The organism is Halomonas campaniensis, assembly GCF_002211105.1.
GTDB lineage: Bacteria > Pseudomonadota > Gammaproteobacteria > Pseudomonadales > Halomonadaceae > Vreelandella > Vreelandella campaniensis_A.
This window is the reverse complement of the sequence record NZ_JPUA01000022.1, coordinates 53,097-69,093: the sequence shown is the minus strand read 5'-3', so window position 1 is coordinate 69,093 and position 15,997 is coordinate 53,097. Positions and strand designations below refer to the sequence as shown.

The window sequence follows — 15,997 nt, the reverse complement described above, 5'->3', positions numbered from 1 at the left end:
TCTAGTATTACCTTTTTTCCAATCATGGCGCAGGGCGGCCAAAAGAGAAACTGACCATTTATCAGGCTTGACCACCGCTACTATTAGGCTGAAACACGACTAAAGGATGATCGACACCTAAAAGGCCTGTCGATGGGTACGCTGGTGGCCTTTACCACTCACGTCGGCTAATGTGTCCAGCGCGCTTTCCAATTGGCGATCGCTCATCTGTCGAGCAATAAACAGCGGGCCGCCCCGCCAGCGGGGAAAGCCATAGCCATTGACCAAGGCAATATCAATATCTGCTGGTCGCTGGCACACGCCCTCCTCCAGCAACAGCAGGGCTTCGTTGATCAAGGCAAGCTCCGCGCGCTGCTGGATCTCCTGCGTGCTAAACGCGTTAGGCGTAATGGCGTGCTCTTCCCGGTAGCGCTCGACTAGCTGGGCGACTTCCGGGTCTGACGTCGGCTGCGTAGCTTCGTCATAGCGGTAGTAGCCACGGCCGGTTTTGCGCCCGAAACGGCCCGCTTCGCAGAGCAGATCCGGTATCCCCACGTAGCGCCTAAGGTGGCGGGTATCGGCAGTTTGCTGGCGCATTTTCCAGGCGATATCCAGTCCGGACATATCCGCCACTTTAAAGGGCCCCATGGCGAAGCCGTAAGCTTCTAGCGCGGCATCAATGTGCTCAGGGCTAGCTCCCTCTTCGAGCATAAATTCACACTGGCGCCGATAGGCGGCGTAGAGCCGGTTGCCCACAAAGCCCCATGAGTTGGCGACGACGATGGCTCTCTTTTTTAACTGGTGCGCAACGCGCGCGGCGGTGCTCAAGGTCTGCTCGCTGGTGGCGTTACAACGCACGATCTCCATCAGCGGCATGCGGTCTGCCGGGCTGAAAAAATGTAACCCTAGTACTCGCTCGGGGTGGGGAATACCCTCGGCAATCTGCTCGATATCCAGATAGGAGGTATTACTGGCCAGCAGCGTACCCTCGCTCACCCACTGGGCCAAATCGGCAAACAGTGAGCGCTTGATGGCCAACTCTTCCACGATCGCTTCGATCACCAGGTCGGTACCGGCCACCTCGGGTAACTGCTGAGTAGGATTCAGCCGAGATAGCGCATCATCCCGCTGTGCCTGGGTTAGCCGCTGGCGCTTGACGCCTTCATCTAACGCCTGGGTAATCCGCGCCACGCCTGCTTCAAGCGCTTGATCGTTTAACTCCAATAGATCGACGCTGTAGCCTGCCTTGAGCGCACAAAGGGCAATACCGCTCCCCATGGTGCCTGCGCCCACTACCGAGATACGCGATACCGGCGCGGCCTTAACGGGCTGAGTGGGCTCAAAGGGTTTTTCACGTTCGGCAAAAAACAGATAACGCAGCGCCTGGGCCGACTCGCTGCCACGCAGGGCAAGAAACTGAGCCCGCTCTTCGGCAATCGCGGCGCTAAAGCTGAGCGTAGGGGCTTTCATTACTATTTTGGCAGCGACCGGTGCGGCAGGTAAGCCGCGCGCACGTGCCAGCAGCTTGTCAACCTGGGCGTTTAGTGCTTGCTCATCAGCAGGGGGCACATCGCGTTCTGCTAGTGGCTGTTTGCCCCCCTGGTAGCGGTTGGCGTAGGCCAGCACCTGCTCGAATGACTCTGTATCCGACCCGTCGCCCTCTGAGGAGCGGAGGAGTTCGTCGACCAATCCGATCTTATGGGCGTCAAGCGCCGTCATGGGCTTACCGGAAACGATCATATCCAGCGCCAGGGGTAGGCCTACCACCCGTGGCAGGCGCTGGGTGCCACCGGCACCGGGTATCACGCCTACCGTCACTTCGGGAAGGCCCAGCAGCGCGGTGGGCGTGGCGATGCGGCTATCGCAGGCCAGCGCCAGTTCCAGGCCGCCACCCAGAGTATGGCCACTGATCACCGCAATCACCGGCAGTGGAAAAGCACTAAGCGCGGCGGTGACCTGGGGCAGCGTCGGTTCTGTTGGTTCATGTTCCAACTCGCGCAGGTCAGCCCCTGCCATTAGGTTCGGGCCTTTACCCATCAGCACCACGGCACGACTCTGCTGCGTATCGATCCTGTTCAGCGCGGCCAAAATGCCTCGGCGCACCGCGTCGTTGCTGCTGTTCACCGGCGGGTTATCCAGGGTGATAATGGCAATTTGCCCTTCCTGACTAAGATGAACGCGGCCCGAGATGGGTGAAGTGTTGGAAGAATCAGCCATGAGCATCACCAACTTCCATGCCATCCTCCAGTACCAGTACCGCATCAGCGGCCACGACACCTTGGCCTTCCGGCATCACGAACAGCGGATTAATCTCAGCCGTGGTCAGACGGTCACCTAACCCAGCGGCCAAGGCTGAGAAGGCGACAATCGCTTGGGCAAGCGCTTCGGTATCACGCCGTGGCGCACCGCGATAGCCATCGAGTAGTGGCCATGTCGTTAGTTGCTGCATCATCTCCCGCGCCTGCTCCAGAGTCAGAGCGCCTCGCTCTGGCAGCAAACGTAGGGTGGTGTCCTTGAACAGCTCTGCCGTGACCCCACCTGCGCCCAGCAAGATGGCCGTGCCCAACGCATCACGGTTAGCACCGAGGATCAGCTCGTGCCCACCCGCCACCATGGCTTCCACCAGAAAGGTATCAGGGCGGCGTGCAACGTGGGCCTCAACGTCGCTCACCATCTGATCAAACCGCTGACCAATAGTCTCGGCATTTAAATGCAGTGCAACGCCACCGATATCGCTTTTGTGCAGTAGGTTGGCGTCCATCACCTTGAGCACCACGGGGGCGTCCAGTTCTTTGGCTGCGCGTTCCGCCTCTTCGCGGCTGTGAACCACCCGGCTAGGCGGTACACTAATGCCTGCCTGGGCGAACAGCTGTTTCGCCGCGGCTTCGTCAATTGAGCCCTTAGGCAAGGCAGTTAAATCGGGTAGCGATACACGGGGTGACTCACCGCCGCCAAGCAAAGGCCTACCGATAAAGTGCAACGCTTCCAGCACCGCGCTGCAGCTCTCCGGCGAGCTAAAGCCGGGGATTGAGGCACGATTCAAGCGCTGCAGCGTACCTGGGGCGTAAGGGCTAACATAGGCCAGGAGTGGCTTATTGTTAGTCGCCAGGCTGTCGCGGATGGCCCCCACGACAAGATCGGGCATCGCCAACCCGGAGGAGCCAATAATCACGACCAAGGCGTCGTAGCTATCGCTTTCCAGCAATATGCGAATCGCTTGGCGCAGCAAGTCGGGCTGCAGCCCCGCCAGAGTCACGTCGATGGGGTTACGGTCTAGCGCGGTCGGCGTATCGCCCTGCAAGGCGCGCAGTTTTTCTGCCGTCGCGTGATCCGGCGCGGGCGTATCAAAGCCGTTGACACCGAGGCTATCGGCAATCAGCGTACCGGCGCCCCCGGTCGAGGTCAGCACCGCCACCCGACGCCCGGCCAGCTGGCGGCCAGCAACGAGTACTGCGGGCACGTCCAAGAACTCGTCAAAGGTGTTTACCCGAATCACCCCTAACTCACGGAAGAAGGCATCGTAAACCCGATCTTCACCCGCCAAGGCACCGGTGTGGGAGCTTGCTGCGCTGGCACCGGCTTCGGAACGGCCAATTTTGAAGACTACCAGCGGCTTGCCCGCCGCCCGTGCGCGCAGGGCCACCTCACGGAAGCGCGCCGGGTGACGAACACTCTCCAGGTAGAGCGCAATTACCTTGGTGTTCGGATCATCCACTAGGTAGTCGACAAAATCGCTGACTTCCAGATCCACCTCATTACTGGTGGCAATCAGCGACGACAAACCAATGCCCCGCCCGGCGGCCCGCGACAGCAGCGCGCCCAGAATGCCGCCACTTTGGGAAACTACCGCGACACTCCCCTTGGGTAGCTCGCTCACTTCCAACGCACCGCTGGCCGAGAGCGGAATGCCCGCCGATAAATTAACCAACCCGATGGTATTGGGGCCGAGGAGTCGCATGTCGCCTGCGGCCGCTTTTAACTCCTCCTGCAGCGCCAAACCTTCCTCGCCAGCCTCGGCATAGCCACTGGCCAATACCACCGCCGCTTGGCAGCCCATCTCGGCCAGGGAGCGCACTGCGTCGATACTGCGTTTGGCATTCAGCAGCACAAGCCCTACATCGGGCGCTTCAGGCAAAGCTTCAACATTGGGGTAACAGGTCAGCCCCTGAATCTCGGTGGCTTTCGGGTTAACCGGGTAAATCGGGCCTTTAAAACCGTGCTTAAGCAAATAAGAGACGGGCAGCCCGGAGGTTTTTTTAGGGTCGGCGGAGGCACCGATAACGGCAATGCTCTTAGGGTTCAGGAGGGCGTGGATCTGGCTCATTGTTGAGCCTCCTTCATACGATCAAGGAAGGCCTGCACCGAAGCACGGTGCTCTTCGGAGGTGTAGCAGATGCCCTGGGCTTTACTGCCTTCGGCGAATACTTGGCTTTCAGACATTTCGTAGCTTTTGTTGATAATCGATTTGGTCAGCGCCACCGCCGTGCGTGAGCCGCTGCTCATCTCATCCGCCATGGTACGGGCAGTGCCAAGCAATTCATCAGCACTACAGCGCTGATCAGCAATCCCGAGTTGCAGCGCCTCATCGGCATTGACCCGCCGACCGCTAAAGATCAGCGCTTTGGCGCGTGCTAGTCCTACCCGGCGTGGCAGGAAGTACATGCCACCGCCGTCTGGAATCAGTCCGCGGGCAATATAGGCCCAGGTAAAGTGGGCATAGTCAGAGGCAATCACAAAATCACAGGAGAGTGCTAAATCCGCCCCCAAACCGGCGGCCGCGCCGTTCACCGCCGCCACGGTGGGAATGGGCAAGTTAAGTAATAGACTTGCCGCATAGTGAACGCCCTGCTGACGCTCCCAGCCATTGAAACCAACGGTAGCGGGGTCGGCTTCCATGCGAGTTTTCATACCGGCGATATCGCCACCCGCGCAAAACCCTTTGCCGCTTCCGGTGAGTACCAGGGCGCGTATCGAGCGATCTGTACGAACTCCCTGCAGATGATCGACCAATTCGGCGCGCATGGCATCGCTCATGGCATTGCGTTTATCGGGGCGGTTTAGGGTAAGCAGGGCAATGCCATTTTCGACTGAATAAGAGACTAACGGTTCTTGGTTCATAACCAGATCCTCTAATACGTTATTATTTGCGGGACTATTAGAAACAAAAGCACTAACAAGTATTTTGACAACAATGCCTTATAGCTTCCATTGATGAAAAATAAGGATTTGCCTATTAAATGGTTATGGCAAAAGTGAAATACAAAACGCCAAGAAAGAAAGAAAAAAAGATAAAAATGCGGCGAAGAATTTCGCCGCATTGAAAAACTCAATAAAACTTATTTTATTTATCTAACTCTTGCTGGGCGACCTCACTAATTTGATAAGCGAACTCGGTATACTCTTCAGGGCCCATCCAAGAGTCCGTTACCCCAGCGCTACGCGCATAGGCTTGGTAGTGCTCGGTTTGCATCGCCTCATGGAACGCATCGGCAATTTGCTGCTGGAGCTCCATGGGCATCCCGGCAGGGCCAAATATGCCTCTCACTTGCACCCAGCTTGAGTCGACGTCATACCCTTGTTCTTCAAAGGTAGCCACATCGGGGAGGCTCTCTAGCCGCTCTTCACCATGCACACCGAGCCCTTTCAAGCGACCCGCGTCAAAATAGGCCTGGGCGCCGCTCAAGTTGGACATCCCCACATCGATATGACCGCCCAATACGGCCGCCACGATGTCGGGTGTGGCATTGAAGGGCACCCACTCGAATTCCACACCGGCGACATTCTCCAGCATGCTCATGCCGATATGCTGCGTAGAGCCTTGCGGCCCAAACCCGCCAACGGTGACTTTTCCATCGCGCTGTTTCGCTTCGTTAATCAAATCATCCAGATCACTTATCGGGGAGTCGGTACGCGTCCAGATCAAGTTAGGATCAGACTGCGCCGTCGCAATCCAGCTAAAGTCATCAATGGCAAATACGCCTTCCAAATTCGTGAGCATGCCCGTGAAGTGTGAAAGGGTATTCACAGCAAGCGTCAGGCCATCGGGTTCTGCAGAGCGTACTCGCGACATCTGGCTAGCACCGCCGCCGCCGGGCGAATTTATAATCGCAATGGACTGGCCGATCTGAGGCTCCAACGACTCGGCAAGTGTGCGCATGAACACATCGGCGGAACCACCCGCTTTAGTGTGCATAATGATGCGGACGGTATCTTGGGGCCACTCTTCTTCATTAGCAGACACCATAGCGCTTGTCGCCATTACTGATATGACTGTAGCACCCAACAGCATCTTAGATATTACATTTCTCTTTATAGTAAACATGGGCATGCACCTCATTTTTGTAGCTATTGTAATAGCGTTATTGAAAGATTCTTAAAACTTAAAATCATCTCGCTTTAAAATTATTCATTTAGCTCAGCCTGAGCTACCTCACTAATACGAGACGCAAACTCGGTATACGCTTCAGGCCCCATCCAAGAGTCCGTAATTCCCGCATTCCGGGCATAGGTTTGATAATGCTCACTCTTCATGGCCTCATGAAAGGCATCAGCAATTTGTTGCTGTGTTTCTACAGGAATGCCCGCTGGCCCAAATACCCCTCTAACCTGTACCCAGCTAGTATCGACATCAACGCCTTGCTCAGAAAAAGTTGGCACGTCGGGAAGAGACGCTAGGCGCTCATCAGCAATGACGCCAAGCCCCTGGATTCGCTCTGCATCGAAAAACGTTTTTAACGCACTCAGATTAGAAACCCCAACATCCACATGCCCGCCCATAACGGCGGCTACAATGTCAGGGGTGCCGTTGTATGCAATCCATTCAAACTCGACATCAGCCGCATTCTCGAGCATCGAAATAGCGATATTTTGTGTGGATCCTCGAGGGCCAAACCCGCCAACGCTGACTTTACCACCACCCTCTTTGGCTTTATCAATCAGCGCATCAATGCTATCTATTTCTGATGTTTGGTTTGCAAAAACAATATGAACATCCTCTTGGGTAGAGGCTATCCAGGAAAAATCATCTAGTTCAAAAACACCCTTTAAGTTGGTCAGCATCCCAGTAAAGTGGGATAGCGTATTAATACCCAGCGTTAAACCATCTGGCTCTGCGCTCTTAAGGCGCGACATTTGGGTAGCACCCGCACCTCCCGGTGTATTGATCACCACAATCGGCTGGCCAATTTGTGGTTCCAATGACTCGGCGAGTGTCCTTATAAATACATCTGCCGAACCACCTGCCTGGGTATGCATAACAAAGCTAACAGGGCCTTGTGGCCAACTGTCATCACTTGCGTTTGCAGCGGTTAATGGAAGTGCCAATGATATTAATGCAGCGCCGACTACTAACTTACGCAAAGGAGTTATCTTATGAACCACGTTAAACACCTCAATCGTTATAATTGTGATAACCACTTTATCGATACTGGCACAGCCGCAAATTACTGACCACCAACGATACATTGGGGGTTGGTTAACTTATTGTCTGTCATCTCTTGCATCAAAAAATGTAACCGAACCAGGCAGCTCATTACTCGACATTACGACCTCTTGCAGTGATTGAAGCGCCGAAGGTGAGAGCGATCCGCTGGCTAACTCCTGATACTTTTCAAGCAGTTCAGCGTCGGTCATGGGGTCTTCTGGATCCCCTTTGCGCGTCTCCTGAAGGTGCTGGTAGGTAGTGCCATCGGTAGTGGCGACCCTAATATTGGCCATGCGCTGGCGGGGGTAACGGGCAGCAATGTCGGCGCACTCTGCGACGCTCACTTTGGGCATCAACGCGCGGATACGAGCATCTTCCAGCACCGGCGGCTCGAAGGCTTGCAGCCTAACCTTGCCCAACACCAAGTAAGCGGCAATACAGTACTGAATACTGAAGCGCGCCTCTTGGGCTGAAGACGGGGAAGGACGATTGCACATCGAGTAGGTCGCGCCGTAGCCTTCGATATGGATGGATTCAATGCTCTCCGCTGTAATGGGCGCGGAGGCTTGCAGCGCTTTTAAGCCATCCAGGGCGGGAAAAATATGCCCGCAGCAGCCATGGTTTTTCACCGTCATGCGGGTGATCGGCGTCCACTCATCGAGCCCCTCAAGCGCCGCGGCCCAATCACCCGTGGAGTCGCTGGTGGCCGCGGCAAATCCATTGCTGGCATGTAGGCTATCTAGCGATGCGGTCACCCCTTTTACCGCCGCCACTCCCGCCATGACGCCTGCATCAGCGGCGTGACCCGCATGCAGCGGCTTGGCCATACCCTCGCCCTGCAAGTTCTGCTGGTGCCCACCCGCAAAACTACTGGCCAGCCCCATGGCGTGACCCATTTGCTCCGCGGTGGCACCGAGCAGCATCGCGGTGGCAACCGCCGCCCCTAGGGTGCCCACAGTGGCGGAAGTGTGCCAGAAGCGGTAGTGGCTGGGCTGGATGGCAAGGGCAATGCGACAGCCCACTTCATAGCCGCCAATAATGGCGCGATGAAGCTGTTCTCGAGATGCCTGAATATCTTGTGCTACCGCCAGAGCCGCCGCAATCGTTGAGCTACCGGGGTGATAACCGCCATCCTTGAAGATGTCGTCAAACTCAACGGTGTGGCTCGCCGTCGCATTCAACAAAGCAGCATAACGTGGTGACCCCAGGTGACCATCGACATAACATACCGACCGGCCTTCCCCCCGCGTGGTGGAAAACGCATCCGATAGCAGCGTGGCGGGTGCTTGGCTGCACCCCGGCAGCGTGGTGGCGAACCAGTCAAGCAATGCCCGGCGAGCGGCCCAATCAGTCTCAGCGTTCAGCGGGCGAGTGTTCCAGTGATAAGCAGACTGGGCCAGACGTTCAAGCGGGTTAGTTATAGAGTTGTTCAAGTTCGGCCTCCTGGGCGGGTAGCGATTCCAATGCCTTCCTCTATAGGCCCGCTAATTGCGCCATCGGCGATCAGTGCCGCTAACTCCTGCTTTGAATAACCCAAGCTCTTCAGCACCTCTTCAGTTTGCGCGCCCACTTTTTGCGGCGGTGACGTAATGCCACGGGTTCCCTCGGACATGCAAAACGCGGATACCGGAACAGTGAGCGCTTGCTCAACGTCTGGACTTAGCGGCTGAGCGTGTAAGACGCCTCTGGAGTGGACATGAGGATCATCCAGTGTCTCTTCGAGCCGCCTAATGCGTGAGGCAGGAATCCGGCGTTTCTGCAAAAACGCCTCCCAGTAATCGGCAGTCATGGTGCTAATAATCTCGGCGATCACCTTGGCTTCTTCAGCGTGGCTATCAAGACGTTGATTATTGTTTTGTTTGATCATGTCCTCTCGGCCCAGGGCCGTCCAAAGGCGTTTTTGTTGGGTCAAGTTTGATGCAGCGATCATCAATGGCTGGTCAGATGCGTGGTAGCAGCCAATGGTGGCGAAAGGAAAGGTATTGCCTTTAGGCTCTGGCTTTTTGCCATTCCACAGCAACGCCGTTAAATAGGGACTGGCGAGCATCATCGCCGTATCTGACATGGAGACATCCACAAATTGCCCTTTGCCACCATTGCGTTCACGCTGAAACAGCGCGGTTGAGATGGCAAACGCAGCCGTGGTGCCGGTGGCATAGTCCACCACAGGCGCGCCGCTTTTGAGCGGGCCGGTATGGTGGTCACCCGTCATGGCCATCATGCCCGAATAGGCTTGAATCACATTATCGTAGGCGGTGAGCTCCCGGCGCGGGCCGGTGCTGCCAAAAGCGGAGATGGAGCAGTAAATCAGCTTAGGGTTGAGCTGTTTCAGGTCGTCGTAACCCAGCCCCAGTTTCTCTAATGCCCCCGGCCGATAGTTTTCGACAAACACATCTGCGGTGGCGAGTAACTTCTTTAACGCCTCACGCCCCTGGGGATGTTTAAAGTCGATCGCTACGGCTTTTTTATTGCTGGCTTGGGACATAAAGGCGGTGCCCAGCCCCTGATCATTAAGCGCTCGATCAGACCCTTGCATGCGCGCTTGATCCGGGTCACTTGGCGACTCTACCTTGATCACATCGGCACCTAACACCGCCATCTGGTAGGTAGCGAAAGGGCCCGCCAATACGTGGGTAGCATCAACGACACGGATATTTTCAAACGGGGAAGACATAATGACCTCAGCGCACTTATTGATTGTTGTTGCTCTTCATTGTTGACCAGCAATGATATTTCGCCGATCTATCATGAATTAACAATGCAGAAATAAGCGCGCTATGTGGACTGATAAAACGTCAGGTGATGGTTAACAAATGGTTCGCAGAGTGCTTTAGCCTGTGATCATGCCACTCGATACAGCGCTCAATTCCACTAGGTGGAATTGAGCGCTGTATCGCGTGGACAAGTTGCACGACACTTATTCATGAAAAGCATTCCTAAATACAATAATAGCCATAAGGAACATCTCTTATGAATAAGCCAACACTACAGCTCTCGAATACTATTAAGTCGGCCCTGCTCTCTTGCCTGTTACTAAGCAGCTCAACGCTCGCAATGGCAGGCGATACAATTGAAACGTCACCGCTAATACCTGAGGCCTCTTCTTACCGATTCATTGTGGGCTTTGGCCCAGGTGGCATACCCGACCTTGCAGCGCGTCTCATTGCTGAGAAGCTCAGCCAACGCCAAGGGATACCCGCCGTAGTGGTTAACAGGCCTGGCGCGGGAGGAACCATGGCAGCCCAAGATGTACTATCGGCACCTGCCAATGGCACAACCCTACTTAGCATTACACCTGCTCATACCACGGCACCTGCCATATTCGAAACGATGCGGTACGACACCCTTAACGACTTCTCAGCGGTGACGTTGATTGGTGATGGGCCTGCGCTGCTGATTGTTCCAAATGATTCAGAGTATGCCACTCTTGAAGAGCTAATCATTGCAGCCAGAGAAAATCCTGGCGATCTCGATTACGCATCAGCAGGCGTCGGCGGTAGCACTCATTTTGGTGCAGAACTGTTTAAACAGCAGGCGGGTATTGATGTACTCCACATTCCCTACAGCGGTGTGAGTGATGCCATCACGGAGGTGATGGCAGGACGCGTTGATTTTACACTAGCTCCGTACGTAGCGGCGATTGATTACGTCAATGCTAACCGGGTTCGGGCACTGGCCGTAACCAGCAGAGAACGCCTTCCTGATATGCCGGAACTGCCTACCGCAATGGAGGCCGGTCTGCCCGATTATGAGTGGATGTTCTGGTATGGCTTGCTTGTTTCTGCACAGACTCCCGACGAGACGGTGCAACGCTTACACCAAGAAATTGCAGAGATCCTTAACCTTCAAGACGTTGCCAACCGCTTGGGGGAAATGGGCGTCACTGTATCGGCAGCCCCCCCAGAAGAGTTTCAACAGCTTCTTGAAGCAGAGCTGGATAAGTTCAAGCAGATTGCTGCAGAAGCCAATATAGTTCCAGAATAATGGAGTGAATTACCCAATGAAAACGACGATAAACGGTACTGATATCAGCTACTCTATCATTGGTGACCAAGGGCCATGGATTGTTATGTCACACTCACTTGGTTGCACACAAGCCATGTGGGATCACCAACTAGAAGTGTTGAAGGGCTATCGCTTGCTACGTTACGACACCAGGGGGCATGGAGGGAGCGGTAGTTCAGAGCCCCCCTACACTCTTGACCTGCTCGCTGATGATGCTCTGATGTTAATGGATCATCTGGGTATTCAGAAAGCACACTGGCTAGGCTTTTCAATGGGGGGGATGATTGGTCAGGTACTAGCACTAAAATACCCTGATCGTGTGCTCTCGCTCATGTTGGCAGACACCACCAGCGAGCATAAGGATACACCACTCTCAATGTGGCAAGAGCGTATCCGAACGGCACGTGAGCAAGGCATTCCCACCGTCGCTGGCCCCGCCATCACACGCTGGTTTACCGAAGAGTTTCGGACACATGACCCTAAGCAAACGCAGTGGGTCACCGATATGATTCTCGAAACCACCATTGATGGTTGGTGCGGATGCTGTGCTGCTATCGCAGACGTGCACACAACCGATCGATTACATGAAATCACTTGCCCAGCACTGGTCATCGTAGGGGAACGCGACATTGGAACTCCCCTGGAGGCCGCACTGACCATCCACCGCAATCTTAAAGCATCCACGTTGGTGGTAATCTCTGATGCTGCTCACATGACTTGCATAGAACAGCCGGAACAATTCAACAGGGCGTTGACACTATTCTTGAACACAGCGGCTTAATAACGACAGTAGGTTGCCCCAAAAGAGGGCAACCTTCAGTCGAGAGAAAGTTGAATCCTAAAAAGCTCGCTTAATCGCAGCGCGCTATCATTCCGCCATCTACCACGATTTCCGTACCGGTAATGAAGCGGGCTTCATCCGAGGCCAGAAAGAGCGCTGCATTGGCGGTATCACGCCCATCACCCATAAAGCCAAGCGGAATTCGAGCAAGTCGTTGTGCAAGCAACGCATCAACATCCCCACCAGCCCGCTGCCCGGCTAGACGCTCCTCTACCATTGGCGTGTGCAACTGCCCTGGGACGACCGTATTGACCCTGACACCTTTGGACGCATACTCCACCGCCACGACTTTGGAGAACTGAATGACAGCGGCTTTAGTCGCTGCATAGGCAGACTGGGCAGAGCCTGTCCAGCGCATTCCCGACGTTGAAGACGTATTAACGATAGCACCTGAACCACGCTCTGCCATATGCGGAAGCACAGCCCGGCTGGTCAGATACACGCTTTTCAAGTTGAACTCAATTTGACGATCCCAGGTTGCTTCATCCATATCCACGGGCCCGCCTTTTGCAGAGCCACCCACATTATTGACAAGAATATCCACTTGTCCAAAACGTTCAATACACGCCGCCACCATACTTTTCACAGCGTCTTGGCTGGTGACATCACATAGATAGGTCTCTACGGTACCGCCAACCTCATGCACTCGGGCAACCGTCTCGACCATCGTCTCTTCACGGATATCGACGGCAAAAACGGCGGCTCCCTCTTCAGCAAAACGCACACAGGCTGCCCGACCATTACCCCAGCCTTTACCCACGCAACCTGCACCGGTGATAATGGCCACTTTCCCTTCCAGACGTTTTTTACTCATCATAGAGCCTTATGTTTATTAATTTATATTGACGTTTAAGCACACAGATCATTAGCTGAAACTTGGTGGAGTACCCTGTGGCGGTGATATCTTAAAGATATTAATAGTGAGGGAAATCAACGAGTAGTAGCCAAGCAGACCGACCAGGTCGACCAGTCGATCTTTACCTAAGATATCGAACGCCTGGTTGTACAAGGTATCGGAGACGCTTCTATCCAGATGGGCGGCCAGCGTGAAACGATAAACAACCTCCTCATCCTGTTTTTCAAAGGCTGGCTCTTCACCCTCTTTTATCGCCCTAACGACGCTTTCAGATACGCCTGCATCAAGGGCGTGCGGCTCGTGTGCAAACCACTCAAACTCGGCCTTCCACACTTTTGCAATCGTCAAAATCGCCAGTTCGGATAGTCGTTTCTCAAGGGAGCTATCGTATCGGCAATACTCGCCTAATGATTGAGCTCGCTCGGCCAGCCCAGGCCGGTTTAGCCATACAGCCAATGGCCCTCTGACCTGTCCTCGCGGGCCGGAAGCAATAAGGTTGTGGATTTCTTGCTGATGGGCGTTATAGGTACTTTGATCTGGCGGTAGTAACCTTTGAGTCGGCCAAACGTGAGATGATGGCATTGTATTCGCCTATTATGCTTATATTATTAAAAAACAAGACTAAATCAGAGAGGTTGTCTATAGCAGCAGAACGTCTAATGTTAGAACAGCTATACCGTCAAACTAACACAACCCAACTTCTATACAGAAAAAGCGCTATACCAATAGAGTATCTTTAAAAAACCATTATTTGAAATACTATATAGTCATACCTGCCATCAATTAAAAGCATAAATTACAGGCCATCACTCAAGGAAAATCGCCCCATTATAAAATTGGTTTAATCACTTCCATATCCCTTCGGATACAAGTTTTTTTGTAATATCTTGTATAGCGAGTTCTACGACTTGTATCGCTCTTTTCTTCTGCTGATCAGCTTTTGTAGCGATGGCAAGCGGCCAGTTAATAACAGGATCCGTGATCGGCACAGCGGTCAGTGTTCCTTGCTGTACTTCAGATATCACTGCGCCATAGGTTAAAATAGAGTGACCATGACCGTGGCGCACTAACGACTTTAGGTGCCAAAGACCATCAACATGTTGGGTAACATTCAATTCCATTTTCATATCACTAACATGGCGGTCAACTAGCGTGCGCAGAAAATTTTGTCGGCTTGGCATAACCAAAGGCAAAGACGCGGCTTCGCTTAGCTGTATGCTTTTCCGAAGGTGAGTTTCAGGCGGCGAAATCAAATAAAGTCGATCCGTCAGTAAAGGCTTAGAAACGATCTCCTCTTTTTCGGGTGGGTTATGCATTACAGCAATGCCAATTTCCCCACGGGCAAGCTTACCCTCTAACTCTCGACTAAACCCTTCTATAAACCGCAGTTCGATTTCAGGATATTGCTCTTTTACAGAGGTGAGCAAAAGAGGGGCAATAAACTCACCTGGCGTAGGAGGCATTCCCAGCACAACGACACCCCTCGGTTCTTCAACGTGGGCGGTGACATCGTGATGAGCTTGGCTGATTTGCTCCAGGATAGCGTAGCATCGGACAAGCAGAATCCCGCCCTCCTCTGTCAGCTCAACCCCCCGGGATGTTCGCGCAAAAACAGATAAGCCTAGATCATCTTCAAGCTTTGCGATTTGGCGGCTCAGCGCAGGCTGAGCAACCATTAATCGCTCGGCAGCCCGGGTTATACTTTTTTCCTCGGCAACACATACAAAATAACGCAGTGTTCTTAGTTCTGGCTGCCATTCCCTCACATTTCTTCTCATGACCCACTCCTATTACAGATTATGAAAACAGTGATCAGGAAACTGTTTTCCTCGTAGGCATCGACTACTAACAACACCACCAAACATCTATTTAAACTTTAAAATAAAAACCCTTTAGATTAAAAACACTTGGTACTTAGCTGAAAAACAGCCAAACATACGTTATACTAACCATTCTCTTACACGCATCTAGTTTAAAGCCTTATACAAAAGATACAATTTAACGAGCATATGAATTGACGTATAATGTTAGGCTACATTTTAAAGAATATTATTCAAAGGGGAAATAAAAATGCAAAACACTCCCTCCGATTCCCATCCTAAGCCAGCAAGCTCCAGAAAAACAGTGCACTCTTTAGAGCGTGGCATCGAGATCATTCGTGCGTTTCGTGTAGGCTACGACTTAATAGGAAATAGTGAACTGGCAGAACGGACTGGCCTTTCACGCTCAACAGTTAGTCGATTAACACAGACGCTTTGCTCAGCAGGAATACTTGAACATGATAAGCAGCAACGTGCTTATCGGCTGGGCGCTCCGGTGTTGTGCTTTGCACATGCCATGCGAAATAGTAACCCCATACTCAAATACGCGGTACCACTAATGCGCGCCACCTCAGAGAAGCACCATGTCAATGTAGGCATAGCGAAAGCTGATCGTGATGAGATGGTTTACCTTGAGTCTATACGTTACCACGCCAAATCAGCATTACGTAACATTGTATCGGGTCAACGCATCCCCATCGAATTGACATCCTTGGGTCATGCCTACCTATCTACCATTCCCGAGAGTATGCGAAAAGAGATACTCACTTCACTAACGCTAAAGAAACACACCCAAGAACTGCAGTGGCATTCTATCCAACGATCTATGGAGTCTGTATGGCTTAATGGCTACTGCATCTTATCCTGGCAGCCTGAGATTATTGCCTTATCTACTCCCATATCAATCGCCAACCATGCTACCTATATAATGAACATCAGCCTCTCGACCAAACGACCTATTGGCGATATTGAAAAAGTCATGTCACCTATTTTATTAGGGCTCAAACGTGAGGTCATCAATACGTTAGAAAAATCCCATACATAATAAAATGCATGCCAGAGTTTATCTGGCA

General features: G+C 53.2%; 13 protein-coding genes. 3 read left to right on the top strand and 10 right to left on the bottom strand.

Going from position 1 to position 15,997, the window contains the following annotated elements; all coding sequences use genetic code 11:
* Positions 1 to 117: 117 nt before the first annotated feature.
* The 7 genes from JI62_RS07755 to JI62_RS07725 form a co-directional block, all read right to left on the bottom strand.
* On the bottom strand, positions 118 to 2,196 hold the full coding sequence (locus tag JI62_RS07755; RefSeq protein ID WP_088699644.1) for a 3-hydroxyacyl-CoA dehydrogenase NAD-binding domain-containing protein: 2,079 nt from the start codon (positions 2,194 to 2,196) through the stop codon (positions 118 to 120).
* On the bottom strand, positions 2,189 to 4,303 hold the full coding sequence (locus tag JI62_RS07750; protein WP_088699608.1) for an acetate--CoA ligase family protein: 2,115 nt from the start codon (positions 4,301 to 4,303) through the stop codon (positions 2,189 to 2,191). The genes JI62_RS07755 and JI62_RS07750 overlap by 8 nt, the downstream gene beginning before the upstream one ends.
* Complete coding sequence (locus JI62_RS07745; RefSeq protein WP_088699607.1) at positions 4,300 to 5,097, bottom strand: enoyl-CoA hydratase/isomerase family protein; 798 nt, start codon at positions 5,095 to 5,097, stop codon at positions 4,300 to 4,302. The genes JI62_RS07750 and JI62_RS07745 overlap by 4 nt, the downstream gene beginning before the upstream one ends.
* Positions 5,098 to 5,320: 223 nt before the next feature.
* The gene (locus JI62_RS07740; RefSeq protein ID WP_240513168.1) at positions 5,321 to 6,223 is read right to left on the bottom strand and encodes a tripartite tricarboxylate transporter substrate binding protein; all 903 of its coding nucleotides are present in this window, start codon (positions 6,221 to 6,223) and stop codon (positions 5,321 to 5,323) included.
* Positions 6,224 to 6,381: 158 nt separating this feature from the next.
* Positions 6,382 to 7,368, bottom strand: coding sequence for a Bug family tripartite tricarboxylate transporter substrate binding protein (locus tag JI62_RS07735; protein WP_240513167.1), 987 nt, complete (start codon positions 7,366 to 7,368; stop codon positions 6,382 to 6,384).
* A gap of 90 nt (positions 7,369 to 7,458) precedes the next feature.
* Positions 7,459 to 8,835, bottom strand: coding sequence for an MmgE/PrpD family protein (locus JI62_RS07730; protein ID WP_088699604.1), 1,377 nt, complete (start codon positions 8,833 to 8,835; stop codon positions 7,459 to 7,461).
* Positions 8,832 to 10,076, bottom strand: coding sequence for a CaiB/BaiF CoA transferase family protein (locus tag JI62_RS07725; RefSeq protein WP_088699603.1), 1,245 nt, complete (start codon positions 10,074 to 10,076; stop codon positions 8,832 to 8,834). The genes JI62_RS07730 and JI62_RS07725 overlap by 4 nt, the downstream gene beginning before the upstream one ends.
* Positions 10,077 to 10,372: 296 nt before the next feature.
* On the opposite strand from JI62_RS07725, the gene JI62_RS07720 reads away from it, so the two are divergent.
* Both JI62_RS07720 and JI62_RS07715 read left to right on the top strand, forming a co-directional pair.
* The gene (locus JI62_RS07720) at positions 10,373 to 11,386 is read left to right on the top strand and encodes a tripartite tricarboxylate transporter substrate binding protein (protein WP_088699602.1); all 1,014 of its coding nucleotides are present in this window, start codon (positions 10,373 to 10,375) and stop codon (positions 11,384 to 11,386) included.
* Between the two features lie 16 nt (positions 11,387 to 11,402).
* Positions 11,403 to 12,188 (top strand): alpha/beta fold hydrolase, encoded by a 786-nt coding sequence (locus tag JI62_RS07715; protein WP_088699601.1) that lies wholly within the window; start codon positions 11,403 to 11,405, stop codon positions 12,186 to 12,188.
* Between the two features lie 70 nt (positions 12,189 to 12,258).
* On the opposite strand, the gene JI62_RS07710 is transcribed toward JI62_RS07715, so the two are convergent.
* The 3 genes from JI62_RS07710 to JI62_RS07700 form a co-directional block, all read right to left on the bottom strand.
* Entirely contained in the window at positions 12,259 to 13,062 is an 804-nt protein-coding gene (locus tag JI62_RS07710; protein ID WP_088699600.1) for an SDR family NAD(P)-dependent oxidoreductase, read from the bottom strand.
* A 51-nt stretch (positions 13,063 to 13,113) separates the two neighbouring features.
* Positions 13,114 to 13,686, bottom strand: a complete 573-nt coding sequence (locus tag JI62_RS07705; RefSeq protein ID WP_205737497.1) for a carboxymuconolactone decarboxylase family protein — start codon at positions 13,684 to 13,686, stop codon at positions 13,114 to 13,116.
* 263 nt (positions 13,687 to 13,949) lie between these two features.
* On the bottom strand, positions 13,950 to 14,882 hold the full coding sequence (locus JI62_RS07700; RefSeq protein WP_088699599.1) for a LysR family transcriptional regulator: 933 nt from the start codon (positions 14,880 to 14,882) through the stop codon (positions 13,950 to 13,952).
* A gap of 292 nt (positions 14,883 to 15,174) precedes the next feature.
* Here JI62_RS07700 and JI62_RS07695 point away from each other — a divergent pair, with 292 nt between their 5' ends.
* Complete coding sequence (locus JI62_RS07695) at positions 15,175 to 15,969, top strand: IclR family transcriptional regulator (RefSeq protein WP_088699598.1); 795 nt, start codon at positions 15,175 to 15,177, stop codon at positions 15,967 to 15,969.
* Positions 15,970 to 15,997: the final 28 nt, after the last annotated feature.